Here is a 26545-nt window from a genome sequence, read left to right as displayed (position 1 = left end):
GCTTCGAAACGTTTAGCGGTGTCGTCGGTGAACCAGCCTTCCACATGACCGTCGATGGAGATACCGTTGTCATCATAGAACGCCACCAGTTTGCCCAGCTTCAGGGTCCCGGCCAGGGAGCAGACTTCGTGCGAGATCCCTTCCATCATGCAGCCGTCGCCCATGAAAGCGTAGGTGAAGTGGTCAACGATATCGTGGCCCGGACGGTTGAACTGCGCAGCCAGCGTTTTTTCCGCAATAGCCATGCCCACGGCGTTAGCAATCCCCTGGCCCAGCGGACCGGTGGTGGTTTCCACGCCAGCGGTGTAGCCCACTTCCGGGTGGCCCGGAGTCTTAGAGTGCAGCTGACGGAAGTTTTTCAGCTCATCGATCGGCAGATCATACCCGGTGAGGTGCAGCAGGCTGTAAATCAGCATGGAACCGTGGCCGTTGGACAGCACAAAGCGGTCGCGGTCGGCCCAGGCCGGGTTCTGCGGGTTATGGTTCATGAAATCACGCCACAGGACTTCGGCAATGTCAGCCATACCCATCGGGGCACCCGGGTGGCCGGATTTGGCTTTCTGTACAGCATCCATGCTCAGCGCACGAATAGCGTTAGCAAGCTCTTTACGTGAGGACATTTTGACTCCAGTTCGGACTGTTGAAGGCCATACCCTTAACGACTTGACGAGAGCGCGTTTTGGGCTACGCCAGAAAAAAGTGTCAACAATGTAACCCAAGCGCGAAAGCATGTACATGGAGCATCCTTTTGTGGTTTAAGAAATCTCCGGAACACGTTGTGCTGCCCCGGAATCCTCTCGCCCGCGTCGCGCAATAGTCTTTATAATTTGTACAGGATGCGACAGCCTTATTGTTGCCTTTTTCAGTCAGATCATCGAACGAGTGTGGAAGATAAAAATGAAAATTCGCTCAACTATTCTTGCCCTTGGGATCGCAGCAACCCTCACCGGATGTCAGAACATGGACTCCAACGCCCTTCTCAGTTCGGGCGCCGAAGCTTTTCAGGCCTATTCCCTGAGCGACGCTCAGGTTAAAAGCTTAAGTGACCAGGCTTGCAAAGAGATGGATAGCAAAGCCACCCTCTCGCCGGCCAGCAGCGAATACAGCAAGCGCCTGAGCAAAATCGCCGCCGCGCTGGGCGACAATATCAACGGCCAGCCGGTGAATTACAAAGTGTATGAAACCAAGGACGTCAACGCGTTCGCGATGGCGAATGGTTGCATCCGCGTCTATAGCGGCCTGATGGACATCATGAACGATAACGAAGTTGAAGCGGTCATCGGCCATGAGATGGGCCACGTCGCCCTCGGCCACGTCAAGAAAGGGATGCAGGTCGCGCTCGGCACCAACGCCGTTCGCGCCGCCGCTGCCTCGGCGGGCGGTATCGTCGGCAGCCTGTCGCAATCTCAGCTTGGCGATCTGGGCGAAAAGCTGGTGAACTCGCAGTTCTCCCAGCGCCAGGAGTCCGAAGCGGACGACTACTCCTACGATCTGCTGCGTAAGCGCGGGATTAATCCAGGAGGGCTGGCCACCAGCTTCGAGAAGCTGGCTAAGCTGGAAGCCGGGCGTCAAAGCTCAATGTTTGACGATCACCCGGCCTCCGAAGAACGTGCTCAGCATATCCGCGATCGTATGAAGGCAGACGGCATTAAATAATCTCTCCGTCCCCTCTCTGCGCCGCAGAGAGGGGAAAAGAGCTTAGTACAGCGTCTTCTGCGGCGGCCCGGCAAAACGCAGCGCGCCAATCTGCCCCATCCTGACCTCTACCACCGACGGCCCCGGCGTCGCCAGCGCTTCGGTCATCACCGCGGTGAAATCTTCCGCTCGCTCAACGCTCCATGCCTGTAGACCGATAGCCTGCGCCAGCAGCGTGAAATCCGGCGTGTGCAGCTCGTTGTAATACTGGCGACCGCCGAAATACTTATCCTGAATACCGCGCATCACGCCATAGCCGCCATCGTTCATGATCAGCAGCGTCACGTTGGCCTTTTCCTGCGCCAGCGTCGCCAGCTCTCCGAGGTTCAGGCTCAGACCGCCATCGCCGACCAGGCCGACTATCTTGCGCTGCGGGTTGGCGATCGCCGTGCCGATCGCCATCGGCAGCCCCATACCAATGGCCCCCGCCAGCGAATGCACGTTCATCAGCGGGCCATTTGCACGGAACAGACGACTGCCCCACAGGCTGCCGGAGACGGTGATATCGCGGACCAGAATACCGTCATCAGGCAGCGCCTGTTCGATAGCGTCGTTCAGTTGGGCATAGGCGCCGCACTGTTCACGTAGCCCGTGCTCCGCCTGCGTCACCGCCTCTTTGACCTGTGCGTCCCAGTGACCATTGCCCCATTCACGCCCCTGCGCTTTGGCCGCCAGCGCCGCCAGTAAAGCCGAACAATCGGCGATCAGCGTGTTGTCCATCAGATAGTTACGGCTGGCCGCCGCCGGATCGATATCAATCTGTACGCGCGGCGAAGGCAGTTCAAGCGTCCAGGAGCGCGTTTCGTTACTGCGCAGACGCGAGCCCGCGACCAGGGTGAAATCACATTGCGCCATCAGCGCCTCAACGGAAGGCGAATTATGGAAGGCGCGCAGGCTGGCGCGATGGCTGTCCGGCAGCACGCCGCGCCCGTGGGTACTGGAGATCACGGTGATCCCCGCATCCGCCAGTTTTTTCACCGCCGCCGCGCTACCGATAGCCCCGCCGCCCAGCCACAGCAGCGGCTGTTTCGCCTGCCTGAGCTGCGCCCACAGGGTATCCACCGTTGCCTGAGCGACGGGCGCCGCCGGCGCGATGTTCAGCGGGGCGGTGACCAGCGCCAGGGGAATGCTTGCCCCCTGAATATCAATCGGGATCTCCACCGATACCGGCCCGCACGGCGGCGTCCGCGCTTCCTGAATCGCCTTGTGCAAAATGGCGATCGCCTGATTGGCGTTACTGATGCGATACGCGCGTTTCGAACTGGCTTTCAGGAAGGTCAGCTGATCGCGGGTTTCGTGAATAAAACCGGTATCCGCATCCAGCCAGGTTTTCTCTACCTGACCGGTCAGATGCAGCAGCGGCGTACCGGCATTCATCGCCTCCACCAGCGCCCCGACCGCGTTCCCCGCCCCGGCACCGGTGCTGGTTAGCGCGACTCCGAGGCCGGAAAAGCGACCGTGGGCGTCGGCCATGGTCACCGAACCGGCTTCGCCACGCGCCGGAACAAAGCGGATGTTGCCGCGTTGGCCAATAGCATCGGCAACCGGCAGGTTATGAATAGAGATGACGCCGTAAATAGCCTCAACGTTGTACTGCTCCAGCGTTCTGGCGATGGCTTCGCCGACGGTTATCATTTCGCTCATTGCTCACCCTTCTCTCAATCGCACCAGTGATTCACGCTATTACCCGTCGCCAGATAAATGCTCTTTTGTTGCATCCAGGCTTTCAGCCCCTGAATACCTTTTTCGCGGCCCAGACCGCTCTCTTTAAAGCCCCCGAACGGGGTCGAAATGGAGAACACCTTGTAGGTGTTGATCCACACCGTCCCGGCTTCCAGACGCTCGCTTAAGCGCAGGGCACGTCCGCTATCCCGCGTCCAGATCCCCGCCGCCAGGCCATAGACCGAGTCATTGGCTTCGCGGATCAGCTGGGCTTCATCGCGAAAGGGCATCGCCACCAGTACCGGGCCGAAGATCTCTTCCTGACAGACGCGCGCCTGATTCGTCAGCCCTTCGACGATCGTCGGCTGGAAGTAGCTCCCCGCCGCCAGCGCCGGATCGGCCGGAATCTCTCCTCCGCATAGCACCCGCCCGCCTTCGCGTTTCGCCAGTTCGACGTACGCGAGCACGCCGTCACGGTGCTGTTCATTAATCAACGGCCCGATGTGGGTATCGTCGCTGAACGGATGGCCAATCCGCAGTCCGCGCGTCAGCTCCAGCAGCCGCGCCATCAGCTGTGGGTAAACTTTTTCATGCACAAACAGCCGCGAACCGGCGATGCACGCCTGACCGCCGGAGCTGAAAATGCCGTAGCAGATCCCCCGCGCCGCCTGTTCGATATCGGCATCCTCCAGCACGATGGTCGGCGATTTACCGCCCAGCTCCAGCGATGCCGGGATCAGTTTTTCTGCCGCCACGTGCGCCAGATGGCGTCCGGTGCGGGTGCCGCCGGTAAACGAAATTTTGCGCACCAGCGGATGACGCGCCAGGGCGTCGCCAATCACCGATCCTTTCCCCGGCAGCACGCTCAGCAGCCCCGCAGGTAAACCGGCTTGCTCGAAGATCCGCGCCAGTTCCAGCGCCATCAGCGGCGTCGCTTCCGCGGGTTTGAGGATCACCGCATTACCCGCGGCGATCGCCGGCGCCACTTTTTGCATTTCGCTGGCGATCGGCGAGTTCCACGGGGTGATCGCCGCCACCACGCCCAGCGGCTCGTAGCGGCTCAAGGTCAACAGGTCTGCCTGACGCGGAGTCGGCAGCTCCCCTTCCAGCAGCTCGCAGGCGGCGGCGAAATAGCGGGCGCTTGCCGCCGCACTCATCACCAGCCCTCGCGCTTCCGCCAGCGGCTTGCCGTTGTCCCGACTTTGCATTCGCGCCAGTTCATCCAGACGAGATTCAATCAGATCCGCCACCTTATGCAGGATCTTTGCCCGCAGATGCGGCAGCATGTTGCGCCACGTTGGTTCCCGCCAGGCACGCTCGGCGCAGGTTATCGCTTCCTGCAGATCGTCGAGACTGGCCGCCCGCAGCGTCGCGTTCACCGTGCCGTCCGCCGGAAAGTAGCTGTGCATCAGATTGCCGCCGCCGTGGCGCCAGTGACCGCCGATAAAGATCGTTAATTCGTCCATTGCCGCCTCTTAGCGTTGCGCCAGTTCACGGCAGGCGCGTACCGCGCTCAGTGCCGCCAGGGTAGATGTTTTAGGATTGTCGGCCAGCGGCAGGCCGCTCAGCTCGAGGCGAAACTCACCGAACGCGCCTTCAACATGTAACGTGTGGGTATTGCGCCGCGTGGCCGGATCGACCATCAGCTGCACCCGCGTGTCGTCCATTCCGATACCGCCCAACGCCACGGTTGCCGCCACGTTGGCATTCGCCGGAAACAGGCGTGCCGCTTCGCGAGCGCTGCCTTCAAAAAAGATTTTCGCCTCGCTGACCGCATTGAGGTCGATGAGCATTTCCGCGTAGCTTCCACGCCAGCTGGCCGGGCTTTTGCGCGACTGATAGGTCACGCGCTCAAGACCGCCCTCTTTTGCCGCCGCCAGTCCGTCAATGCCGGCCACCGCGCCGGAGAGCAGCGTCAGCCTGCCGCCCGCCTGATATAAACGCTGTTCGAGCGCGCTATCGGCCAGCGCGCCGGTAGAGATCACCGCCAGATGCCAGCCGCGGGCGAGAATGGCTTCGCCATACTGCGCAACCGCCTGTTGGCTGGCGCACTCCAGCACCAGATCCGGGGTTTCCGTACAGGATTGCGGATCGTCAAGCACCGTCACCGCATCGCCAAAGCGGGCGCGAATCGTCGCCTGATGGGCTTCCCGGGCGACAATCCAGCCTAACGTGACCTGCGGGGGCAGCCGTTCAATTACCGCTTGCGCCATGGCGCCATAGCCGATAAGCATAATTTTTTTCATGATGGCTCCTTAAAGGTGACGGCAAAAACCGCCGGAGACATCCAGCGCGGCGCCGGTGGTAAACGATGCCAGCGGCGAGGCCAAAAACAGCAGCGCCTGCGCAGGCTCCTGCGGCTTGCCGAGACGCGCCATCGGGATCCCACGTTTACGGGCGATATCCGCCGTCCACTCGGGCCAGCTCTGCTGCTTATCGGCACGATTTTCAAAGCGCCGCTGCCACTGCCCCGACTCCACCATTCCCAGCAAAATCGAGTTGACGCGAATGCCTTTTCCTACCAAATCTTTTGACAGCGTCAGCGTCATGTTGAGCAGCGCCGCGCGGGCGGCGGAGGTGGCAATCATGTGCTCTTCCGGCTGTAGCGCCAGCAGTGAATTGACGCAGGTAATCGAGGCGATATCCGACCGCTCCAGCTGCGGCTGAAAGGCCTTTACCGGGTTGATCACGCCAAACAACTTCAGCTCCGCCTCATGCAACCAGGCCTCGCGCGGGGTATCGGCAAAGTGCGCCACGTAGCCCTGCCCGGCGTTGTTGATCAACATGTCCGCGCCGCCAAAACGCGCCGCCACCGCATCGGCAAAGGCCTGCACCTCGTCTTCTTGCAGGACGTCGCAGCGGTAAGAGAAAACCTCCGCTCCGGGATACTCGTTCTGCAACGCGGCATGCGCGCTGGCGAGCCGGTCGGGATTGCGGCCGCAGAAAGCGACTTTCGCCCCTTCGCCCAGCAGCAGACGCAGCGTTTCAAAGCCGATCCCTGACGATCCTCCGGTGACTACCGCTACACGGCCTTCAATTTGTGCATTCATCGCGCACCTCTTCCCCTACCCGTAAAAGCTGTTGATTAAAAAAGGTTTCATTATCGAGATAGCTGGCGTGACCCGCGTGCGGAATCGCGGTGTACGGCATGCCGTAGCGTAGCGCCAGACCGCGCACCAGCTCTGGTTGAGTGATAGCGTCCTGCTCACCGCACCACACCTCAAACCGGCCGTGATAATCGCCAAGCCAGCGGTGAATATCGTCGTGCGCCAGCATCCACGCCGCGGCCAGATAGCCCTCACGACGCAGCTTGCGCATTCCGGCGGCAACGGTGGCGATATCGGCCTCCGCCGCACAGGGATGCAGCAGCTTCGCCGCCCGGGTTTGCGCCAGCCGCTCTGTTCCTGACGCCATTTGCTGCTGGCGACTGCGCCAGACTTTTTCCCGCTGTTCCGCCTCCGCCTGGCCGTACCCCTGTGCGGCATCGGCTAACACCAGGTAGCGCACGCGGCGGGGATATTTCGCCGCAAAGGCGCTGGCCACCAGCGCACCGAGCGAATGCCCCACCACGACCGCCTGCTCAACGCCGGCGTGGTCCAGCATGCGCGCCAGCGCATCGGCATAATCACCCGCATTCGCCTGCGCAACCGGCAGCATCGGGCTTTCGCCATAACCGGGCATATCCCAGGCCAGCACACGATAGCCGGACAGCGCCATCTGTTTATGCCAGGAAGCCGCGCCGGAGCTGATGCCGTGTAACAGCACCAGCGGCGTGCCGTGCCCTTGTTCACGAAAACCCGTCATACCGCCTCCTTAATTACGTTTTACTTTCGACAGGGGGTGATCTTCCGGATAGGTCGGAATATTCGGCTTCCTGGTGCCCAGCATCACGCACATCAGCGCCTCTTCCTCACCGTGGTTAAACAGCCCGCGGTAGATGCCCGCCGGGACGGAGATCAGATCGCGCTCGCGCAGCACGGTTTCGGTATAGCTGTCGCCATCCTGAATCATCAGCGTTATCTGCCCTTTGAGCATGAAGAACACCTCCTCCACATCATCATGCAGATGCAGCGGCCCCTCACATTTCGCCGGCAGCACCATGGTGGAGAAGGTGAAGTTTTCCGCCGCCACGGTATTGGTATCGCTCACCACGCCGGTGGCGCCGGTGCCGATATAGCGCATCTGGGCGCGACGGTATTTCGGGTCGAAATCAGCCTGGAATTTCAGCGCGTTCCAGTCATATTTCCGTCCCTCAAAGCGCGCGATACGCGACTCTACCCACTCTTCCATCGTCAGATGTTCAGGTTTGATACCCGGTTTTGCAGTCACGGTTGAATCAGTCATCGTTTTCTCCTCAGTAACGTCTCAGCAGCGGCAGTAACAGGACGCAGCCCACCGCCGCCATCACCGCCAGAAAAATCAGCCCGGAATCCATGCTGTGGGTGAAGGCGATCAGCGCCCCCATCACCGCCGGCGACAGGGCGCCTGCAAAGTTCCCCAGTCCGTTGAAAATGCCCCCCGCCGTCGCGCTGACCCGGGGATGGGTCGCCTTGGCCAGCAGGGCGAAAATATTGGGTGCGCCGGTGCCCCACATAAAGGTGCTGAAACTCATCGCCGCAATGACCGTCAGCGGGGTGGCGAAGTGCATCACCGCCGCCAGGCCAACCGCCGCCCCGGCCAGCGAGACAAAGCAGGCGGCGGCGCGTTTATCGAGACGATCGGAGAGCCAGGCGCCAATTATTTCGCCCAGCAGCATGGCGATAAACGGCATCGACGACAGCCAACCGGCATGCTCCAGATGGATCCCTTTACCTTTAATCAGATAGCCCGGAAGCCAGCCGTTGATGCCCCACAGATAGGCCAGAAAGGCGATGTTAAACACGCAAATCATCCAGAAATGCGCGCTGACGAACAGCTCCCGCCGCGCCGCGCGGCGCGCCTCCTGGGATACCTTTTCGCCGGACGCTTTGCTCTCCAGCTGCACCCCGCGCAGGCCGATGCGCACGAAAATCAGCACCGGCACCGTCAGCATCGCCATCACAAAGAAGGTGCTCTGCCAGCCAAAGGTATTGAGCAGCCAAATCGACAGCGGAAAACCAATTGCTGCGCCGACCGGTGTCCCGAGCAGCCACAGCATGGTGGCTCGCGCCTGAAGCCGCTGCGGGAAGGTGTGGCGGACGATGGCGAACGCCAGCGGAAACAGCGGCCCTTCAGCGATGCCGAGCAGAATGCGCAAGGTGACCATCACCGTGTAGTTATGGGTGAAGCCCATCATCACCATTAAAACGCACCACACCATCATCATGCCGGTGAGCAGGCGCAGCGGCGCGATGCGATCGCCCAATCCGCTGAGCAGCACCGAGGAAAAACCGTAGCTCAGCAGGAAGGCACTCATCAGAATGCCCAACCGCGTGGTGTCAAAATCCATCCCCATCGCCTGCTGGAAATGGCTATCGGAAAACAAGGCGGCAATGCTGATTTTGTCGAAGAACGCCAGCAGTACGCAGGCCAGCAGCGACAGCGGAATCGCCCAGCGGACCGCCTTTTCAGGCGTATGGACGCCCTCACCGCCTGCCTCAAGCGGCGCGGTGTTTGTCTCTAATGTGGTCATCTCTCCCCCTTAAGGGTGCGCGGGTCTTATCGCAATGACATCAGCGAAAAGGCCAGGTCATCGAGCGGTACGGCGGAAAGATCTCTCCCCGCAGCCATCCAGCGTTTCGCCAGCTTGACGGTGCGAGCGTCGTTAAACGCCACCAGCTGAGTCAGGCGACCGTCAGCGTCGATCGAGAAAAATAGCGCTCCCTGCGGATCCCGGCGCGTCACCGTCCGACTGCCTGGCTGCGGAATGCCGAGGATCTGAATATTGTCGGCATATTGATCCGACCACAGCCATGGCGCGTCGGCGTAGCCGGCCGCCTGCGGGTTCAGCATCGCTTTCGCCGTCGCCACCGCCTGGTTCTGGGCAAAGGCCCACGACTGGATGCACAGGCCATACTGGTGATGCTGCGCCACATCTCCGGCCGCGAAGATCGCCGGGTCGCTGGTCTGTCCCAGGGCGTTGACAACGATCCCGCGATCGACAGCCAGTCCCGCGTCCCGCGCCAGTTCGAGGTTGAGATCGACGCCGATCCCTACCACCACCGCATCAAAGGTTTCCCGCTGACCGTCGCAGTGAATAACCGGCAGACCGCCATCATCTTCCAGCTCCAGCGCGCCGCAGCCGTGACGAATATCGACGCCCCGATCGCGATGGATCCGTTCCAGTTCCTGCGACACTTCCGCACTTACCGAACGCATGCACAGCAGCGGCTGCTGTTCAAATAAGGTGACCGCGACGCCGCTTTTTCGCGCCGAGGCGGCAATCTCAAGACCAATCCAACCGCCGCCGACAATCGCCAGCCGCGCGGTGGTCGCCAGCCGTTGCTTCAGGCGCTGCGCGTCCTGCCAGTGGCGCAGCGTGTAAACCTGCGGCTGTTTCGCCCAGGCTTCGCCGGGCAGGCGGGCGCGACCGCCGGTGGCGATCAGCAGCTGGTCATAGCCGAGCTGTTCGCCGTTACTCAGATGAACGCTTTTGCTCTGGCGATCGATGGCCTCAGCGCGCAGCGGGCGGAACCAGCGCAGGTTTAACGCCTGCTGCACCTCTTCGCTGAACAGACGCGGCAGCGGCGCATCGGCCTCCAGCAGCGTCGCTTTTGACAGCGGCGGACGTTCGTAAAAATCCCACTCTTCTTCCGCCACCACGCAAATCTCGCCGTCGTAGCCTTCGTCACGCAGGGTTTTCGCCGCCCAGCCGCCCGCCTGGCCACCGCCGATAATGACTATTCGCGCCGTCATACCGCCTCCGGCTTTTTCTGCTGGCGGCGGGTATCGTGGTCGATCCCCCCTTCCACCGCCCACTCGGTAAAGGAGACCAGCGAGTGTTCCAGCTCGCGCGGGCGCCAGTTCTCCGTCAGGAAATCATCGTTGGTGTAGTACTCAAAAGCGCCGCCGGTCGGGCTGTTGACGTACCAGAAATAGGCGGAAGAGACCGGGTGACGGCCGGGACCAATAAAGGTGCTCCACGCGTTTTTATTCATCGCAATGCCGCCGCCAATCACTTCATGGATATCGCGCACGGTAAAGGCCACGTGGTTCAGGCCGCGCTTGCGGTTGGGCAGCTGCAATAAAAAGAGGTTGTGGTGGCCACCGCGTACGCCGCAGCGCAGGAATACCGCACGATTGATGTAGCGATCGGAAACCTGGAAACCGAGCACCTCACGATAGAAGGCCTCGACCGCCGCCAGCTCTTCGACGAAGAACACCACGTGGCCTACGTTGATCGGCTGCGCGCCGTCATATACCGGGCTTGGCGTATCAATCCGCCGCATATCGCCCCACTGGTTAATCGGCTCAACGTTCAGCGTCACCGCGACTTGTTGAGTGACCTGCACCCGCAGCGTCATGCCGTTGGGATCCTGGCACTCGAGGGCACCGTCAATCTCACGAAAGGCGGGCTGGCGGGACAATTTGGGCCGCAGAGCATCCAGCGCCGCCCGATCCGCCACGCCCCAGGTCATACGGCGTAGGGTGTTACCCGCTTCAAAGGCCGGCGGCAGATCCGGGCTATGGATCGGGTTCAGCTCCACCCGCGCGCCGCTTAAAGTGGTAAAACGCTGGCCGCTGGCGTCGCCCGCCAGGCCAAAATCACGCATAAACCTGGCGCAATGAGTCAGGTCGTCGACGCCAAATTCCAGCTTTTCAATTCCGGTTACGCTCATCGTTGGTAGCCTCTTTACCGTTCTGTCGCCCTGATTTGGGCGTAAAACATCCCCGACGCACGCAAGCGCCTGATGTTAAGTTATTGATTTAACTGGCTTGTGACAGGTAGCCTAAAAAGCCAGAAATTTTGTCCGCCGCCAGGCTGACGTCGCTTTGCAGCCGTTCCCGATCGCTTTGCGGGATCTCATCCGACGGCACCAGAATACTGACCACCGCCGCTACCCGACCGCTGCGATCGTAGACCGGGTAGACGATGGAAGAGATGCCGTGGCGGTAGAAAGATTCACCAATCACATAGCCACGCGCTTTATCCTGCTGCACCATCTGCCATAGCGCTTCGCGATCGTGAAGTTGCCCCGGCGTATTGCCCGGCAGCCGTTCATCGGGAAACAGCTGCTCAAACTCGCCGCGCGAGACATCGGTCAGCAGCATGCGGCCCAGCGAGGTGCAGTGAACCGGCAGGCGGGTACCGATACTGACCTGATTGATCCGTGAACCGGCGGCGCTGACGCGGGCAATGTAAATAATGTCCCGACCGTCGCGGATCGCCAGATGACTGCTGCACTGACTGGTATCACGCAGCTGCTCGATCACCGGCTGGCCAACCTGCGCCACATCCAGCGACGCAATATATTCAAAGCCCAGACGCAGGACATTCATCCCCAGCGAGAAGGTATTGGTACGCGCGTTGCGCTCCAGAAACCCCATATACTCCAGCGTTTGCACCACGCGATAGGCGGTTGCTTTCGGCATATCCACCAGCCGATGCAGCTCGGCAAAGGTCAGATCGCGATGTTGCTCGCCAAATGCCAGCAGCAGCTGCAGTCCCCGCTCCAGCCCCGGCACCAGGTATTTCACTTCCTGAACGTTTGCCATACCGCCTCGCCTCTTTAGTTAAAAACAAATCCGCCGTTGACCGGAATCAGCTGCCCGGTAATAAACCGCGACAGGTCGCTTAACAGCCACACCACGCTGCCGGTGACATCTTCCGGCTGCTGGGCCCCGCTTAACGCGCGCCCGTTTTCGTACAGCTGATGACGCTCAGCAGGCACATATTCCGTCGCTTCAACCCGGGTCAGACCGGGGGCGATCGCGTTGATCCGAATACGCTTTTCGCCCAGTTCGCGGGCCATCGAGCGCGTCATGGCGATCACCGCCCCTTTGCTGGCGACATAGGCCATCAGCCGGGGGGCGCCCCACAGCGCGGTATCGGAGGCGACGTTGACGATCCCGGCCCCTTCACGCAACAGCGGTACCGCCGCCCGGGTCACCAGCCAGGTGCCTTTGACGTTTACCGACATCACCCGATCCCACAGATCCGGATCGTAATCGATCATATTTTTACCGCCGACGCCGGTGGCCATCGCCGCGTTATTGACCAGGCCGTCGATCTTTCCTCGTTCGCCGATCGCGAGGAACGCCTCCTCGATGGATGAGGCATCGGCCAGATCGATAGTCTGTGATTCAATGCGATAACCCTGCTCGCGCAGACGATGCGCGCTCTCCGCCAGTTCGCCCTGCAGGATGTCGCACATCACGACGTCAGCGCCCTGCTCCGCGCAGGCTTTGGCAAAATGAAAGCCCAGGCCGCGTGCCGCGCCGGTAATCACCATACGTTTGCCGGTTAACAGCCCGTTCATCAGGCCGCTCCCTGCTGCTCTTCCCGAGCTGCCAGCTGCTCTTTCGCCGCTTTTTGCATCATCCGGCGCAGACGGGAAAGGCCGACGTCATGCTGATACAGGTATTCGTGATCGCGGGCGTTCGGCGCCAGGCTTTCGAGCACCACGCGATCCTGCTCCAGCACTTCCCAGTGCAGTTTTTCCAGACGGTTGCGATACATAAAGCGCCACAGATCGCGCTGCCAGCCCTGCACGCCGCGAATACGCCAGAAGAAGACCCGGCAGTTGTCGTTATCTTCCGGCACCACCATGCCGACGATCCAGAAGTGGCCGCCCGGCCCAAAACGCTTCTGGTACGGGATAGACAGGCGCATCCAGTAAGCGCCGCTGTTGCCCAGCTCGACCCAGTCGAAGTTGACGCCGCTCTGGCCTTTTTTCTCAAAGATAAAGCCGGTTTTCGTTGGCTGCAGCACCATGTCAGCTTTGCGATCGCCTTCCGCCATTGAGTGCGAAGAGGAGTGCAGGTAGGTGCCGTGCATCGGGTCCATGACATTTTCCAGCGCGTACTGATAGTTGCATTTCCACGCTGCGGTACAGAGGAAGTTGCTGTATTTGTCGCTATCGGCCAGCTCTTCCGGGAAGGTGAGCGGTTCGGGCTGCTGGTCGGCCGTGGCCGCAAACCACAGGAATATCGCGCCATGCGCTTCCTGAACGTGGTAGCTGCGCACGCACTGCTGGCCCACCAGCGGACATTTGTCGACCGCCGGAACATCTTTCACTTCGCCGTTACCTGCCACTTCCACGCCGTGATACCAGCAGGCGATACGATCGCCGAGATTCCAGCCCATCGACAGACGAGCACCACGGTGCGGGCAGCGGTCTTCCAGCGCCTGCAGCTCTCCGTCCTTATTACGCCACACCACAATTTGTTCGCCGAGACGGGTAATGCCCACCGGAGCGGACTGCACTTCCCAGCTCGCCAGAACCGGATACCACAGGCCACGTAAACCTTTATCGAGATAGTTTTGTACCGTTGTCGTCATCGCCGTGCCCTCAGTATCCGTTTACCTGCAAAAACACCCGAAAGCTCTCTTCGCTCCAGGCATCGCCTTGCCGATCGTGCATCTTCAGGGTATTCAGCCCGTCCACCAGCTGCGTCAGGCTCTCCGCCCCCTGCTCGAAAAGCGTTTCAAGGGTCGCGATAAGTTCCAGCTCCCAGCTTTCCGCAACGCGACTGCGGGTTTGCCAGATAAGGTTGTGATAATCGCCAGGCTTATGGATGTTGCCGTTCCCGCCTTCCGCAGGCGGCGTAAACTGGCGGCTTTCCGGCAGCGCCGGGTTAAAGTCCAGGGATTCGCTCATGCCACGTTCTCCTCGATAAAGGTAATCTGGATCTGATTGTCGTATACCCGCACCGGATAACGATTAAGGTTGCGCCCGCCGGGACCATGCAGACACTGGCCGGTTTTCACGTCGAAGACCGCTTCATGCAGCGGGCATTCAACTTTGCCGTCTTCCACAAACCCCTGGCTTAACAGCGCATAGGCATGTGGACACACGTCTTCCAGCGCGTAGTACTCACCATCAATCAGATAAATACCGATTTCTTTACCGTCGATGTTGCCGCTATAAGGGAAATCTTCCTGTACCTGCTCTGCGTCACATACGCCTATCCAGCTCATCACGATCCTCCAGGCTTTTGTTTCATATATGAAACTCTGTTTCTTATTTAATACGGTCAATATAAAAGCGTTCAATCTTTCGTCAAGCGGCAATGTGAAGAATTTGTTAACCAGGGGCTGTTTAATTATCTAAGTGTGCAATTGATCACGAAAAAAAGTGGCAATATGAAATTGTGATATTTAAAGAGTGATATGAAATTAAATTAAGCTGTCGCTAAAAACCTCGTTAATAGCTATTGACTTTCGTTCTCAATGATCATTAAAAATGATAAAGGTAGCGCGTCATCAAGTTTCACCGGTGAAACAAAAGATTAAATTATTCATTTAAATCAACGAGTTTCACTAATGAACCATTTTACACCCGTGATTATCACTGCGATTTAAAAATAACAATAACGATCCATCAATGAGCGAGGAAGAAGAATAACAATGACCGCAAAATGGCAGGGAACAATCGCATTATTGTTACTTATCATTATTTCTTACATTGACCGGGTAAATATTTCGGTCATGATTCTTAACCCCGATTTCGCCGCCCACTTTCATTTAAATGAAAACAGAATGTTACAGGGAATGCTGATGACCTGCTTTCTTCTGGGTTATGGATTCTCGGCGTTATTATTAACACCAGTTATAGAAAGTAAGCTGCATTACCGACAGGGATTGTTAAGCAGCGTGGTGATATGGGCGCTGGTCTGCGCCATCTCGCCGCTGCTGGGCTCACTAATGGGGATGCTGCTGGCCCGGATTATCCTTGGGATCGCGGAAGGTCCGCTGTTTTCCCTTAAAACGCGCTTTATCAGCGATAACTTCTCTGCCGAAGAGATCGGCAAGCCGAACGCCGTCACCGCCCTGGGGGTCTCGTTGGGGCTGGCGGTGGGCTTTCCGCTGGTGACTTTTTTAGTCGAGCACCAGGGGTGGATGGGATCGTTTTATAGCCTGGCGGGACTCAACCTGGTACTCGGCGGCGGAGCTATCTGGCGCTTTTTGCCGGCGCCGGCAGCCCCGGTAAACAGCGCGCGTCCCGGCTTGCAGCGGACCTTTCTGCTGGCCTGGCATACGCCGCTTCTCGGCTGGATCCTGCTGGTTGAGATTGCCACTCTCAGCTATCTGTGGGGCAGCAGCGCCTGGCTGCCGGCATGGCTACGTGATGAACACCACTTTTCGCTGCAGGCCACCGGTTTGCTGGCCGCGATCCCATTTCTGCTCAGCCTCGGTTCAAAATTTCTCGGCGGCGTGCTGCTCGATAAGTTACGCCCGGAACAGGCGCCGCTGCTGTTTATCATCGGCGGCGCGCTGACCGCCTGCTCGGTCGTGGCGCTGATGCTTAGCCAGCAGCCGGCCCTGCTGGCGCTGTTCATGCTGTCGGCCAATATCTTCTGGGGATTGCAGGGGGCGGCGATACCGGCGGTAGTACAGCATCATGCGCCGCGCCAGGCGGTGGGCAGCGCCTACGGCATTATTAACGGCGTGGGTAACATCTGTGCGGCATTTATTCCGCTGCTGATGGGAATGGTGATGAAGTCGGCGGGATCGGTGAGTTCAGGATTTTCCGTGCTGGTGGCCTCGCAGGTGATAACGCTGCTGGCCGGGGGAATGCTGCTGCTGCGCATGCGTCGCGCAGCAGCAGTGAGCGCGTAAGGTTTATTCGCCTTTTTTCGCCGCCTGGATGTAGAGCATTTCCAGCGCCAGGGTCGCCGCTGCCAGGGCGGTGATCTCGGACTGATCGTAAGACGGAGCCACTTCCACCACGTCCATCCCGACGATGTTCAGATCCTTCAGACCGCGTACCAGCTTGATCGCGCGATCGGAGGTCAGCCCGCCGATCACCGGCGTACCGGTGCCCGGGGCAAACGCCGGATCCAGGCAGTCGATGTCGAAGGTCAGGTACACCGGCATATCGCCGACGATCTGCTTCACCTGGGCGATGATGTCATCGACGGTGCGATCGTTCACCTGGCCGGCATCCAGGACGGTAAAGCCGTTATCCTTGTCGAACTCAGTACGAATACCGATCTGCACAGAGTGGTTCGGATCGATCAGCCCTTCTTTCGGCGCGGTGAAGAACATGGTGCCATGGTCGAATTCGCAGCCGTTGGCGTAGGTGTCGGTATGGGCATCAAAGTGCACCAGCGCCATTTTACCGAAATGCTTCGCGTGGGCGCGCAGCAGCGGCAGGGTCACGAAGTGGTCGCCGCCGAAGGAGAGCATACGCTTACCGGCCGCCAGCAGTCTTTCCGCATGCGCCTGCAGCTTCTCGCTCATCTCACGCGCGTCGCCGAAGGCGTAAACCAGATCGCCGCAGTCAACCACGTTCAGGCGCTCGCGCATGTCGAAGTTCCATGGGAAGCGGTTATGTTCCCACGCCAGGTTGGTAGAGACCTGACGGATCGCCGCCGGGCCATGACGGCCGCCCGCGCGCCCGGAAGTCGCCATATCGAAAGGTACGCCGGTAATGACCCAGTCAGCATCGCTGTCGTACGGCTGGAAATTCAGCGGCAGACGCAGAAAACCAAACGCGTTAGATACCAGGGAGTTATCGTATTGATGACCTAAGGTGCTCATGGGTATGACCTCTTTTTACAGTCGGTGTATGTAACTACAGATATAAAAAAACCCTTCCGCGTCGTTAGGCCCGACGAGGAAGGGTTTGAATAGGGTTGCTGCTTATATAGGCGAATTATCGCCGTTAATGTCTACGGGTTCAAGAGAGTATAGCAAATACCGAACCGTAGCTTGTTGCTGCCGGATGACGCTTCGTCTTATCCGGCCAGCGTCCGTAGGCCCGGCAAGCGCAGCGCCGCCGGGCAACAACGGTTACTCGTCTTCCAGATAAGTATATCCGTACAGCCCCGCTTCAAACTCTTCGAGGAACTGCTGCTGCAGCGCTTCGTCGAGACCGGAGTTTTTCACCTGATCGCGGAACTGGGTCAGCAGCGTGTTCGGATCGAGCTGCACATATTGCAGCATATCCGCCACGGTATCCCCTTCGTCGGAGAGCTCAACCTCAACGCTGCCGTCAGGGAAGACGAATACGTCCACCGCTTCGGTATCGCCGAACAGGTTGTGCATATTCCCGAGGATCTCCTGATAGGCGCCAACCATAAAGAAGCCCAGCATCGGCGGATTTTCAGGATCGTATTCCGGCATCGGCATGGTGGTGGCAATCCCGTCGCCATCCACATAGTGGTCAATCGCGCCATCGGAATCGCAGGTGATATCCAGCAGCACCGCGCGGCGTTCAGGCACCATGTTCAGCCCTTCCAGCGGCATCACCGGGAACAGCTGATCGATACCCCATGCATCCGGCATCGACTGGAACAGCGAGAAGTTGACGTAAATCTTATCCGCCATCCGTTCCTGCAGTTCGTCGATAATCGGTCGATGCGCACGGTTGCTCGGGTCGAGCTGTTTCTGTACTTCATGGCACATGTTCAGATACAGCTGTTCTGCCCAGGCGCGCTCCTGAAGATTGAAGGTACCGGACGAGTAGCCGATATGAATATCGTGGAGATCCATCTGGCTGTCGTGCAGCCATTCGCGCAGCGAGCGGCGGTTGCCGGTCTCGTGCATCTCCTGCCAGGTTTCCCACATACTCTGCAGCGGACGCGCCGCGTCTTGCGCAGGCGGGGTCGCTTCGGTGTATTCGTTACGTTCAACGCCGATGATGTTGGAGACCAGCACGGTGTGGTGAGCGGTCACCGCGCGCCCGGATTCGGTAATCACCGTCGGGTGCGGCAGGCCGTTCTCTTCACAGGCATCGCCAATCGCCCAGATAATGTTGTTAGCATACTCGTTCAGGCCGTAGTTCACCGAACAGTCAGACTGTGAACGGGTACCTTCATAGTCCACGCCGAGACCGCCGCCGACATCGAAGCACTGAATATTAACGCCGAGCTTATGCAGCTCAACATAGAAACGCGACGATTCACGCACGCCGGTGGCGATATCGCGAATGTTAGCCATCTGCGAACCGAGGTGGAAGTGCAGGAGCTGCAGGCTTTCCAGATGCCCTGCCGCGCGCAGAATCTCAACCAGCTGCAGAACCTGCGTTGCCGCCAGGCCGAACTTCGATTTTTCACCGCCGGAAGACTGCCATTTACCGGAGCCCTGCGAGGCCAGACGCGCACGCACGCCAAGGCGCGGCACGACATTCAGGCGCTCGGCTTCTTCCAGCACAATGGCGATTTCCGACATTTTTTCGATGACCAGATAGACCTTGTGGCCCATCTTTTCGCCGACCAGCGCCAGACGGATATACTCGCGGTCTTTGTAGCCGTTACACACAATCACGCTGCGGGTCATACCGGCGTGCGCCAGTACCGCCATCAGCTCCGCCTTGGAACCGGCTTCCAGACCCAGCGGTTCACCGGAATGGATCAACGACTCAATCACGCGGCGGTGCTGGTTAACCTTGATCGGATAGACCAGGAAGTAGTCGCCGTTATAGCCATAGGACTCACGCGCGCGTTTAAACGCGGCGTTAATCGAACGCAGGCGGTGTTGCAGAATCTGCGGGAAGCAGAACAGTGCCGGCAGGCGCTGCCCCTGCGCTTCGCGTGCTTTCACTAATTCTGCAAGGTCAACGCGCGCTTCCGGGACGTCAGGATCCGGGCAAACGCTGATATGGCCCAGTTCGTTAACGTCGTAGTAGTTATTACCCCACCAGGCAATATTGTAAGTACGTAGCATTTTGCTGGCTTCCTGGGAGCTCATCGCAACCTCCTGCATGGAACGTAGTACGCCGTGTTCGCCTGCTGACGAAGGCGAAACTGAAGAAATGTCGTCAGACATAGCGAACCTCAAATTGTAATATTGACTACTATCGCAGTCCGAAGACGCGATAACAACCCATGAACAGTCCTAAACCCCAGCAGATAGTGCTGGCTTTGCGACTGCGCGACCGGTTTCTTATTCATATCATAGTAAAACACATACCCGAACGTAGTATGACAGTCCGGAGAAACCACGAGAAAACCCTTGCGACAGCAAGAGCGCCCTTGTTCAGTTTTCAGATAGCCTGCCGGCCCTGGAATCCTGAGAAGCGCCGAGACGGGTAGAACATCGGCTGATTTGCATGAAAGAGATGCAGATTGCGGGATAGCGACGCGCGACGGAACGACGCGACGAGTCGGATGAAAAACGTGGGTTCATTATCTGATATCACCTCCACACTGCCCCGATACGGGCCAGCGATAAGCCAAAGCTAGACATACCACAGCAGGTGCCAAAACACCGCTGCAGATTTCTGTAAAAACAGACTGCTTAACCCGGCTGGAAGTGGCGTCACGAGATGGGCTTCGTGCGCTTTTTTAATGAGCCGCGCGCGGCGTTTTATACCGATAAGCCGACTAAAATGCAAAATAAAAATGGGCGAGTTGCCGCGAATGGCAGGAAAAATTGCCACCCTCTATTTTTCGTCAATGCGATCTGCATCAAAAAAGGCTGGAAATGGGATTAAGATTTGACCTAAAATAGCCATCCAGAAGTTAATCCGTCTATACTGATTAACACTCAGACTGCTCGTGTCACTACCTGCAAGTTTTGGTAGAATCATCTACCACAGCTAATCCACACAACAGTATGAGCTACACGAATACTCCACAGGTAAAATAAAACATGGCAAAACACCTCTTTACGTCCGAGTCCGTATCAGAAGGGCATCCAGACAAAATTGCTGACCAAATCTCCGACGCCGTGCTGGATGCGATTCTCGAACAGGATCCGAAAGCGCGTGTCGCGTGTGAAACTTATGTCAAAACTGGCATGGTGCTGGTCGGCGGTGAAATCACCACCAGCGCATGGGTTGATATCGAAGAGATTACCCGTAACACGGTTCGTGAAATTGGCTACGTGCATTCCGATATGGGCTTTGATGCCAACTCCTGTGCCGTACTGAGCGCCATTGGCAAACAGTCCCCGGATATCAATCAGGGCGTTGACCGCGCCGATCCGCTGGAGCAAGGGGCGGGCGACCAGGGCCTGATGTTTGGCTATGCCACTAACGAAACCGACGTCCTGATGCCGGCGCCGATCACCTATGCTCACCGTCTGGTGCAGCGTCAGGCTGAAGTGCGCAAAAACGGCACGCTGCCGTGGCTACGTCCGGATGCGAAAAGCCAGGTGACCTTCCAGTACGACGACGGCAAAATCGTCGGTATCGATGCCGTGGTTCTGTCTACTCAGCACGCGGAAGACATCGATCAGAAATCCCTGCAGGAAGCGGTGATGGAAGAGATCATCAAGCCGGTTCTGCCGACGGAATGGCTGAGCAGCGCGACCAAATTCTTCATCAACCCGACCGGTCGTTTTGTTATCGGCGGCCCGATGGGCGACTGCGGTCTGACCGGCCGTAAAATCATCGTGGATACCTACGGCGGCATGGCTCGTCACGGCGGCGGCGCGTTCTCTGGTAAAGATCCTTCTAAAGTTGACCGTTCCGCAGCCTATGCCGCACGCTATGTCGCGAAAAACATCGTTGCGGCAGGCCTGGCTGACCGTTGTGAGATTCAGGTCTCCTACGCTATCGGCGTGGCAGAGCCGACCTCCATTATGGTGGAAACCTTCGGTACCGAAAAAGTGCCGTCCGAGCAGCTGACTCTGCTGGTGCGTGAATTCTTCGACCTGCGTCCTTACGGCCTGATCCAGATGCTGGATCTGCTGCACCCGATCTACAAAGAGACGGCGGCATACGGTCACTTTGGTCGTGAACATTTCCCGTGGGAAAAAACCGACAAAGCCGCTCTGCTGCGTGAAGCTGCCGGCCTGAAATAATCCCGACGTTTTTCTCCTGCCATGGCCAGCCTCGCGCTGGCCTTTTTGTTTTCCCCCCTTCCACACTTTCCCCCTTACGCCCGCCACTCCCGCATTGCCGCCGAACCTTTCCACCATTCAATGAAAGCGATTACATTAGAGCTGTAGCCAGAAATCATGCACGATAATGAGTTAGTGAAACAATTTTTCACCATATTGCATTATGTTTCAGGGTTATCTGATTATCGCTTTCCTCAGGAGGTTTTATAATCACCTATCTATTTGAAATTAATCTATTTTAATTGATTACGTTTCTTTACCTTAGTGTAACCGATTACACAGCCGTGACTGATATCACGTTTTTTTGCGATAGACTCCCCTACCCTAAGCATCGACAGAATCAATAACTCAACTGGAGGGCGTTATGCCTGACAACAAAAAACAAGGGCGCTCGAACAAAACGATGACGTTCTTTGTCTGTTTCCTCGCCGCGCTGGCAGGTCTGCTTTTCGGCCTTGATATCGGTGTTATTGCGGGTGCCTTACCCTTTATTGCCAACGAGTTCCAGATTAGCGCTCACACTCAGGAGTGGGTGGTAAGCTCCATGATGTTCGGCGCTGCGGTCGGCGCCGTCGGCAGCGGCTGGCTCTCCTTCCGTCTCGGTCGGAAAAAGAGCCTGATGATCGGCGCGATCCTGTTCGTCGCCGGTTCGCTGTTCTCTGCTGCCGCCCCGAACGTTGAAGTGCTGCTCGTCTCCCGCGTGCTGCTCGGCCTGGCCGTTGGCGTCGCGTCGTACACCGCTCCGCTGTACCTGTCGGAAATTGCACCCGAAAAAATCCGCGGTAGCATGATCTCCATGTACCAGCTGATGATCACTATCGGGATCCTCGGCGCCTATCTGTCGGACACCGCCTTCAGCTACAGCGGCGCATGGCGCTGGATGCTGGGCGTGATTATCATCCCGGCGATTCTGCTGCTGATTGGCGTTATCTTTCTGCCGGATAGCCCGCGCTGGTTTGCAGCCAAACGCCGCTTTGTTGATGCGGAACGCGTACTGATGCGCCTGCGTGATACCAGCGCCGAAGCCAAACGTGAACTGGATGAGATTCGTGAAAGCCTGAAGATCAAGCAGTCTGGCTGGGAACTGTTTAAAGAAAACAGCAACTTCCGCCGTGCCGTATTCCTCGGCATCCTGCTGCAGGTGATGCAACAGTTCACCGGGATGAACGTCATCATGTATTACGCGCCGAAGATTTTTGAACTGGCGGGTTATACCAACACCACCGAACAGATGTGGGGGACCGTGATCGTCGGTCTGACCAACGTGCTGGCGACCTTCATCGCTATCGGGCTGGTTGACCGCTGGGGCCGTAAACCGACGCTGATCCTTGGCTTTATCGTCATGGCCACCGGCATGGGCGTTCTGGGCACCATGATGCACGTGGGTATTCACTCAGCCACCGCCCAGTACTTCTCCGTGCTGATGCTGCTGATGTTTATCGTTGGCTTCGCCATGAGCGCCGGCCCGCTGATCTGGGTACTGTGCTCCGAAATTCAGCCGCTCAAAGGCCGCGATTTCGGCATCACCTGCTCTACGGCAACCAACTGGATTGCCAATATGATCGTCGGCGCCACCTTCCTGACCATGCTTAACTCGCTGGGCAGCGCCAACACCTTCTGGGTCTACGGCGGTCTGAACGTCCTGTTCATCCTCCTGACCCTGTGGCTTATCCCGGAAACCAAAAACGTGTCGCTGGAACACATCGAACGTAACCTGATGAAAGGCCGCCCACTGCGCGAAATCGGCGCTCGCGACTGACCGTTAACGCTTCCTCCCCTGGCGGGAGGAAGCGTCTGCCTCTTGCTCTCCCCTTCACGGCGCACTATCCTCTGGCGCTATGAAAACGCCCCGAATTCCCATCGCCATTCAGCAGGCCATTATGCGCAGCCTGCGGGAAAAGCTCGCCCAGGCCAACCTCAGGCTTGGCCGTCAGTACCCGGAACCGAGCCTGGTCTATCAGCAGCGCGGCACCTCCGCCGGTACCGCATGGCTGGAAAAGAACGAAATTCGCCTCAACCCGGTACTGCTGCTGGAAAACCAGCAGGCCTTTATCGATGAGGTCGTCCCGCATGAACTGGCGCACCTGCTGGTGTGGAAACACTTCGGCCGCGTGGCGCCGCACGGCAAAGAGTGGAAATGGATGATGGAGAGCGTACTCGGCGTCGCCGCCCGCCGCACCCATCGTTTCGAACTCGACTCCGTTCGCCAGAACACCTTTCCCTACCGCTGCCAGTGCCAGCAGCATCAGCTTACCGTCCGTCGCCACAACCGTGTCGTGCGGGGAGAAGCGACTTACCGCTGCGTTCGCTGCGGCGATCTGCTGGTCGCTGAAGAGTAAATATCGGGTACAACTGGAAATTTTCTGATCTGACTGATTGCATCTGACAATCGCATTCGCTACGTTGCGGGCTCGTTTTGACACGGAGTTCACGATGTCCCGTATTTATATTTTTGCCGCGGCGTTTCTGACCGCCGCCTGTAGCGGCCAGGTCGCGGCCGAAGGAATCAACAGTTTCTCCCAGGCGAAAGCCGCCGGGGTAAAGGTCAATGCCGATGTCCCCGGCGATTTCTACTGCGGCTGTAAAATTGACTGGCAGGGGAAAAAAGGCGTTATCGATCTGGAGTCCTGCGGTTATAAAGTGCGTAAAAATGAAAACCGCGCCAGTCGGGTCGAGTGGGAACACGTCGTTCCAGCCTGGCAGTTTGGCCACCAGCGCCAGTGCTGGCAGGACGGCGGACGGAAAAACTGCGCCAAAGATCCGGTCTATCGCAAGATGGAAAGCGATATGCACAACCTGCAGCCGGCGGTGGGCGAAGTTAACGGCGACCGCGCCAACTTTATGTATGGCCAGTGGAACGGCGGCGAAGGCCAGTACGGCCAGTGCGCCATGAAGGTCGACTTTAAGGATAAGGTTGCCGAGCCGCCCGCTCGCGCCCGCGGTTCTATCGCCCGCACCTACTTCTATATGCGCGATACTTATCAGTTGACCCTCTCCCGCCAGCAAACCCAGCTTTTTACCGCCTGGGATAAGATGTATCCGGTCACCTCCTGGGAGTGCGAACGCGACGAGCGCATCGCTAAAGTACAGGGCAACCACAATCCGTACGTCCAGCAAGCTTGCCAGGCGCAAAAGAGCTAACCTACACTAGCGGCAATTGTTAATTTGCAGGTGCCGCTTTCCCCCGACATGGAAAAGCGGCACCTGCGCGAAGAACGGAATAGCCAGCATGCGCATCCCTCGCATCCACCACCCGGAACCTGTTACCGTAGGTAGTCAAATCGCCCTCTCTGACGATGCCGCCAATCACGTTGGCCGCGTATTACGTATGGGCAAAGGCCAGGCAATCCAGCTTTTTGACGGCAGCAATCAGGTTTTCGATGCCGTGATCGCCGAAGCCGGAAAGAAAAACGTGTTAGTTGACGTGATCGGCAGCGAGACCGACGATCGCGAATCCCCTCTGCATATTCATCTGGGCCAGGTGATGTCGCGCGGCGAAAAGATGGAGTTCACCATCCAGAAATCGATTGAACTCGGTGTAAGCCTCATAACGCCACTGTTTTCCGAGCGCTGCGGCGTTAAACTGGATGCCGAACGTTTGCAGAAAAAGATCCAGCAGTGGCAAAAAATCGCCATCGCCGCCTGCGAGCAGAGCGGCCGCAACGTGGTGCCGGAGATTCGCCCGGCGATGCAGCTGGAGGCCTGGTGTGCTGAGCAGGATAATGGCCTGAAGCTCAATCTGCACCCGCGCGCCAGCGCCAGTATCAACACGCTGCCGTTGCCGGTTGAACGCGTTCGTTTGCTGATTGGCCCGGAAGGCGGCCTGTCAGCGGAAGAGATTGCGATGACCGCTCGCTACCAGTTTACTGATATTCTGTTGGGACCGCGCGTTCTGCGTACAGAGACAACTGCGCTCACTGCCATTACCGCCCTGCAGGTGCGTTTTGGCGACTTAGGTTGAAGCGTTAACGGAGAATAACCATGATCAAGCTCGGCATCGTGATGGACCCCATCGCAACCATCAACATCAAGAAAGACACCAGCTTCGCTATGTTGCTGGAAGCGCAGCGTCGCGGCTATGAACTCCATTATATGGAGATGAACGACCTGTACTTAATCAACGGGGAAGCCCGCGCCCGCACGCGCAAGCTCAGCGTGGAGCAGAATTACGATAAGTGGTATGAGTTTACCGGTGAGCAGGATCTGCCGCTGGCGGATCTCAACGTCATTCTAATGCGTAAGGATCCGCCGTTCGATACCGAGTTTATTTACGCGACCTATATTCTTGAACGTGCCGAAGATAAAGGCACGCTGATCGTCAACAAGCCGCAGAGCCTGCGCGACTGTAACGAGAAGCTGTTTACCGCCTGGTTTGCCGACCTGACTCCGGAAACGCTGGTGACCCGCAATAAGGCCCAGCTGAAAGCCTTCTGGGAAAAACACGGCGACATTATTCTGAAACCGCTGGACGGCATGGGCGGTACCTCTATTTTCCGCGTGAAAGAGGGCGATCCTAACCTGCCGGTCATTGCGGAAACCCTGACCGAGCTGGGCAGCCGTTACTGCATGGCGCAGAACTACCTGCCGGCAATTAAAGATGGCGATAAGCGCGTGCTGGTTGTCGACGGTGAGCCGGTGCCTTATTGCCTGGCGCGTATCCCACAGGGTGGTGAAACCCGCGGTAATCTTGCTGCCGGTGGCCGCGGCGAAGCACGTCCGCTGAGCGATAGCGACTGGGCCATTGCGCGCCGCGTCGGGCCAACGCTGAAAGCTAAAGGGCTGATCTTCGTCGGTCTGGATATCATCGGCGATCGTCTGACGGAAATTAACGTCACCAGCCCAACCTGCGTGCGTGAAATTGAAGCGGCGTTCCCGATCTCCATCACCGGTATGCTGATGGACGCTATCGAGAAGCGCCTCGGAAAATAGGATCATTCAGGCTAACGACCCGTATCGTTAGTCTGCAAAATCTTCTGATTCAACGAAAGATTTCAGGCTACAGGCAGGCGATGACGCAGCGAGTGCCCGGGAGCCTAGTCAGCTATGTGACCGGGTTGAGCGAGGAAATCAACGCCCCTGTCGCCTGAAAGATACGCCGCGAGATTCAACGAAAGATTTCAGGCTACAGGCAGGCGATGACACAGCGAGTACCCGGGAGCCTAGTCCGCTATGTGACCGGGTGGAGCGAGGAAATCAACGCCCCTGTCGACTGAAGGATACGCCGCGAGATTCAACGAAAGATTTCAGGCTACAGGCAGGCGATGACGCAGCGAGTACCCGGGAGCATAGTCCACTATGTGACCGGGTTGAGCGAGG

The 26545-nt window shown here is 58.3% G+C and carries 27 protein-coding genes; 8 read left to right on the top strand and 19 right to left on the bottom strand.

Annotated elements, in window-relative coordinates:
* The coding region (locus tag BV390_RS28120; RefSeq protein ID WP_085397585.1) for a 1-deoxy-D-xylulose-5-phosphate synthase N-terminal domain-containing protein at window positions 1-620 on the bottom strand (620 nt) is incomplete at its 3' end.
* Window positions 621-897: 277 nt separating this feature from the next.
* On the opposite strand from BV390_RS28120, the gene loiP reads away from it, so the two are divergent.
* Window positions 898-1656, top strand: coding sequence for a metalloprotease LoiP (gene loiP / locus BV390_RS28115; protein WP_032690789.1), 759 nt, complete (start codon window positions 898-900; stop codon window positions 1654-1656).
* A 42-nt stretch (window positions 1657-1698) separates the two neighbouring features.
* On the opposite strand, the gene BV390_RS28110 is transcribed toward loiP, so the two are convergent.
* The 14 genes from BV390_RS28110 to BV390_RS28045 all read right to left on the bottom strand — a co-directional run bounded on the left by BV390_RS28110 (window position 1699) and on the right by BV390_RS28045 (window position 14416).
* Complete coding sequence (locus BV390_RS28110; protein WP_032698805.1) at window positions 1699-3339, bottom strand: thiamine pyrophosphate-binding protein; 1641 nt, start codon at window positions 3337-3339, stop codon at window positions 1699-1701.
* Between the two features lie 14 nt (window positions 3340-3353).
* Complete coding sequence (locus tag BV390_RS28105; protein ID WP_032698804.1) at window positions 3354-4823, bottom strand: aldehyde dehydrogenase; 1470 nt, start codon at window positions 4821-4823, stop codon at window positions 3354-3356.
* Window positions 4824-4832: 9 nt separating this feature from the next.
* The gene (locus tag BV390_RS28100) at window positions 4833-5603 is read right to left on the bottom strand and encodes an aspartate dehydrogenase (protein ID WP_047663466.1); all 771 of its coding nucleotides are present in this window, start codon (window positions 5601-5603) and stop codon (window positions 4833-4835) included.
* Between the two features lie 9 nt (window positions 5604-5612).
* Entirely contained in the window at window positions 5613-6407 is a 795-nt protein-coding gene (locus BV390_RS28095; protein WP_047663467.1) for an SDR family oxidoreductase, read from the bottom strand.
* A complete protein-coding gene (locus tag BV390_RS28090) occupies window positions 6391-7161 on the bottom strand; it encodes an alpha/beta fold hydrolase (protein WP_085397584.1) in 771 nt (256 codons plus the stop codon). Before BV390_RS28090 ends, BV390_RS28095 begins: the two co-directional genes overlap by 17 nt.
* A 9-nt stretch (window positions 7162-7170) precedes the next feature.
* Window positions 7171-7701 (bottom strand): cupin domain-containing protein, encoded by a 531-nt coding sequence (locus tag BV390_RS28085; RefSeq protein WP_085397583.1) that lies wholly within the window; start codon window positions 7699-7701, stop codon window positions 7171-7173.
* Between the two features lie 10 nt (window positions 7702-7711).
* A complete protein-coding gene (locus tag BV390_RS28080; RefSeq protein ID WP_032690782.1) occupies window positions 7712-8968 on the bottom strand; it encodes an MFS transporter in 1257 nt (418 codons plus the stop codon).
* Between the two features lie 26 nt (window positions 8969-8994).
* The gene (locus BV390_RS28075; protein WP_047663468.1) at window positions 8995-10191 is read right to left on the bottom strand and encodes an NAD(P)/FAD-dependent oxidoreductase; all 1197 of its coding nucleotides are present in this window, start codon (window positions 10189-10191) and stop codon (window positions 8995-8997) included.
* Window positions 10188-11114: a VOC family protein gene (locus tag BV390_RS28070; protein WP_032697624.1), complete on the bottom strand. Its 927-nt coding sequence runs from the start codon at window positions 11112-11114 to the stop codon at window positions 10188-10190. Before BV390_RS28070 ends, BV390_RS28075 begins: the two co-directional genes overlap by 4 nt.
* Before the next feature lie 88 nt (window positions 11115-11202).
* Window positions 11203-11991 (bottom strand): IclR family transcriptional regulator, encoded by a 789-nt coding sequence (locus BV390_RS28065; protein ID WP_004867460.1) that lies wholly within the window; start codon window positions 11989-11991, stop codon window positions 11203-11205.
* 14 nt (window positions 11992-12005) lie between these two features.
* The gene (locus BV390_RS28060; protein ID WP_032690779.1) at window positions 12006-12755 is read right to left on the bottom strand and encodes an SDR family oxidoreductase; all 750 of its coding nucleotides are present in this window, start codon (window positions 12753-12755) and stop codon (window positions 12006-12008) included.
* Entirely contained in the window at window positions 12755-13777 is a 1023-nt protein-coding gene (locus BV390_RS28055) for an aromatic ring-hydroxylating oxygenase subunit alpha (protein WP_032697622.1), read from the bottom strand. The genes BV390_RS28060 and BV390_RS28055 overlap by 1 nt, the downstream gene beginning before the upstream one ends.
* A 10-nt stretch (window positions 13778-13787) precedes the next feature.
* Window positions 13788-14096 (bottom strand): recombinase-like helix-turn-helix domain-containing protein, encoded by a 309-nt coding sequence (locus tag BV390_RS28050; protein ID WP_032690777.1) that lies wholly within the window; start codon window positions 14094-14096, stop codon window positions 13788-13790.
* Entirely contained in the window at window positions 14093-14416 is a 324-nt protein-coding gene (locus tag BV390_RS28045; RefSeq protein ID WP_004151769.1) for a Rieske (2Fe-2S) protein, read from the bottom strand. The genes BV390_RS28050 and BV390_RS28045 overlap by 4 nt, the downstream gene beginning before the upstream one ends.
* A gap of 429 nt (window positions 14417-14845) precedes the next feature.
* On the opposite strand from BV390_RS28045, the gene BV390_RS28040 reads away from it, so the two are divergent.
* Window positions 14846-16057, top strand: a complete 1212-nt coding sequence (locus BV390_RS28040) for an MFS transporter (protein WP_032690776.1) — start codon at window positions 14846-14848, stop codon at window positions 16055-16057.
* 3 nt (window positions 16058-16060) lie between these two features.
* Here the strand turns inward: BV390_RS28040 and speB are convergent, their stop codons facing one another.
* The 4 genes from speB to BV390_RS32150 form a co-directional block, all read right to left on the bottom strand.
* The gene (speB, locus tag BV390_RS28035; RefSeq protein ID WP_032690775.1) at window positions 16061-16981 is read right to left on the bottom strand and encodes an agmatinase; all 921 of its coding nucleotides are present in this window, start codon (window positions 16979-16981) and stop codon (window positions 16061-16063) included.
* A 252-nt stretch (window positions 16982-17233) separates the two neighbouring features.
* Window positions 17234-19210, bottom strand: a complete 1977-nt coding sequence (gene speA, locus BV390_RS28030; protein ID WP_004867474.1) for a biosynthetic arginine decarboxylase — start codon at window positions 19208-19210, stop codon at window positions 17234-17236.
* 8 nt (window positions 19211-19218) lie between these two features.
* Window positions 19219-19335: an acid stress response protein YqgB gene (gene yqgB / locus BV390_RS30935; protein WP_015585756.1), complete on the bottom strand. Its 117-nt coding sequence runs from the start codon at window positions 19333-19335 to the stop codon at window positions 19219-19221.
* Between the two features lie 85 nt (window positions 19336-19420).
* The gene (locus BV390_RS32150; protein WP_418324751.1) at window positions 19421-19570 is read right to left on the bottom strand and encodes a hypothetical protein; all 150 of its coding nucleotides are present in this window, start codon (window positions 19568-19570) and stop codon (window positions 19421-19423) included.
* Window positions 19571-20035: 465 nt separating this feature from the next.
* Between BV390_RS32150 and metK the strand changes: the two genes are divergently transcribed.
* From metK to gshB, 6 genes are all read left to right on the top strand, one after another.
* Entirely contained in the window at window positions 20036-21190 is a 1155-nt protein-coding gene (metK, locus tag BV390_RS28020; protein WP_032690773.1) for a methionine adenosyltransferase, read from the top strand.
* Between the two features lie 403 nt (window positions 21191-21593).
* Window positions 21594-22988, top strand: coding sequence for a sugar porter family MFS transporter (locus tag BV390_RS28015; protein WP_032690772.1), 1395 nt, complete (start codon window positions 21594-21596; stop codon window positions 22986-22988).
* Window positions 22989-23067: 79 nt separating this feature from the next.
* Complete coding sequence (locus tag BV390_RS28010) at window positions 23068-23568, top strand: SprT family zinc-dependent metalloprotease (protein ID WP_032690771.1); 501 nt, start codon at window positions 23068-23070, stop codon at window positions 23566-23568.
* Between the two features lie 94 nt (window positions 23569-23662).
* A complete protein-coding gene (endA, locus tag BV390_RS28005) occupies window positions 23663-24370 on the top strand; it encodes a deoxyribonuclease I (protein WP_032697619.1) in 708 nt (235 codons plus the stop codon).
* A gap of 88 nt (window positions 24371-24458) precedes the next feature.
* Entirely contained in the window at window positions 24459-25190 is a 732-nt protein-coding gene (gene rsmE / locus BV390_RS28000) for a 16S rRNA (uracil(1498)-N(3))-methyltransferase (protein ID WP_032697617.1), read from the top strand.
* A 20-nt stretch (window positions 25191-25210) separates the two neighbouring features.
* Window positions 25211-26158 carry a glutathione synthase gene (gene gshB / locus BV390_RS27995; protein WP_085397582.1) on the top strand — a complete coding sequence of 316 codons (948 nt, stop codon included), beginning with the start codon at window positions 25211-25213 and terminating at the stop codon, window positions 26156-26158.
* The last annotated feature ends 387 nt before the right edge of the window (window positions 26159-26545 follow it).

Source organism: Klebsiella sp. YJ (assembly GCF_002108615.1).
Lineage (GTDB): Bacteria > Pseudomonadota > Gammaproteobacteria > Enterobacterales > Enterobacteriaceae > Klebsiella > Klebsiella planticola.
This window is presented reverse-complemented; position numbering and strand designations above follow the sequence as displayed.

Coding starts and splice junctions, on each gene's coding strand:
- loiP (WP_032690789.1), top strand. CDS start 898: ATGAAAATTCGCTCAACTATTCTTGCCCTTGGGATCGCAGCAACCCTC.
- BV390_RS28110 (WP_032698805.1), bottom strand. CDS start 3,339: ATGAGCGAAATGATAACCGTCGGCGAAGCCATCGCCAGAACGCTGGAG.
- BV390_RS28105 (WP_032698804.1), bottom strand. CDS start 4,823: ATGGACGAATTAACGATCTTTATCGGCGGTCACTGGCGCCACGGCGGC.
- BV390_RS28100 (WP_047663466.1), bottom strand. CDS start 5,603: ATGAAAAAAATTATGCTTATCGGCTATGGCGCCATGGCGCAAGCGGTA.
- BV390_RS28095 (WP_047663467.1), bottom strand. CDS start 6,407: ATGAATGCACAAATTGAAGGCCGTGTAGCGGTAGTCACCGGAGGATCG.
- BV390_RS28090 (WP_085397584.1), bottom strand. CDS start 7,161: ATGACGGGTTTTCGTGAACAAGGGCACGGCACGCCGCTGGTGCTGTTA.
- BV390_RS28085 (WP_085397583.1), bottom strand. CDS start 7,701: ATGACTGATTCAACCGTGACTGCAAAACCGGGTATCAAACCTGAACAT.
- BV390_RS28080 (WP_032690782.1), bottom strand. CDS start 8,968: ATGACCACATTAGAGACAAACACCGCGCCGCTTGAGGCAGGCGGTGAG.
- BV390_RS28075 (WP_047663468.1), bottom strand. CDS start 10,191: ATGACGGCGCGAATAGTCATTATCGGCGGTGGCCAGGCGGGCGGCTGG.
- BV390_RS28070 (WP_032697624.1), bottom strand. CDS start 11,114: ATGAGCGTAACCGGAATTGAAAAGCTGGAATTTGGCGTCGACGACCTG.
- BV390_RS28065 (WP_004867460.1), bottom strand. CDS start 11,991: ATGGCAAACGTTCAGGAAGTGAAATACCTGGTGCCGGGGCTGGAGCGG.
- BV390_RS28060 (WP_032690779.1), bottom strand. CDS start 12,755: ATGAACGGGCTGTTAACCGGCAAACGTATGGTGATTACCGGCGCGGCA.
- BV390_RS28055 (WP_032697622.1), bottom strand. CDS start 13,777: ATGACGACAACGGTACAAAACTATCTCGATAAAGGTTTACGTGGCCTG.
- BV390_RS28050 (WP_032690777.1), bottom strand. CDS start 14,096: ATGAGCGAATCCCTGGACTTTAACCCGGCGCTGCCGGAAAGCCGCCAG.
- BV390_RS28045 (WP_004151769.1), bottom strand. CDS start 14,416: ATGAGCTGGATAGGCGTATGTGACGCAGAGCAGGTACAGGAAGATTTC.
- BV390_RS28040 (WP_032690776.1), top strand. CDS start 14,846: ATGACCGCAAAATGGCAGGGAACAATCGCATTATTGTTACTTATCATT.
- speB (WP_032690775.1), bottom strand. CDS start 16,981: ATGAGCACCTTAGGTCATCAATACGATAACTCCCTGGTATCTAACGCG.
- speA (WP_004867474.1), bottom strand. CDS start 19,210: ATGTCTGACGACATTTCTTCAGTTTCGCCTTCGTCAGCAGGCGAACAC.
- yqgB (WP_015585756.1), bottom strand. CDS start 19,335: ATGAATAAGAAACCGGTCGCGCAGTCGCAAAGCCAGCACTATCTGCTG.
- BV390_RS32150 (WP_418324751.1), bottom strand. CDS start 19,570: ATGAACCCACGTTTTTCATCCGACTCGTCGCGTCGTTCCGTCGCGCGT.
- metK (WP_032690773.1), top strand. CDS start 20,036: ATGGCAAAACACCTCTTTACGTCCGAGTCCGTATCAGAAGGGCATCCA.
- BV390_RS28015 (WP_032690772.1), top strand. CDS start 21,594: ATGCCTGACAACAAAAAACAAGGGCGCTCGAACAAAACGATGACGTTC.
- BV390_RS28010 (WP_032690771.1), top strand. CDS start 23,068: ATGAAAACGCCCCGAATTCCCATCGCCATTCAGCAGGCCATTATGCGC.
- endA (WP_032697619.1), top strand. CDS start 23,663: ATGTCCCGTATTTATATTTTTGCCGCGGCGTTTCTGACCGCCGCCTGT.
- rsmE (WP_032697617.1), top strand. CDS start 24,459: ATGCGCATCCCTCGCATCCACCACCCGGAACCTGTTACCGTAGGTAGT.
- gshB (WP_085397582.1), top strand. CDS start 25,211: ATGATCAAGCTCGGCATCGTGATGGACCCCATCGCAACCATCAACATC.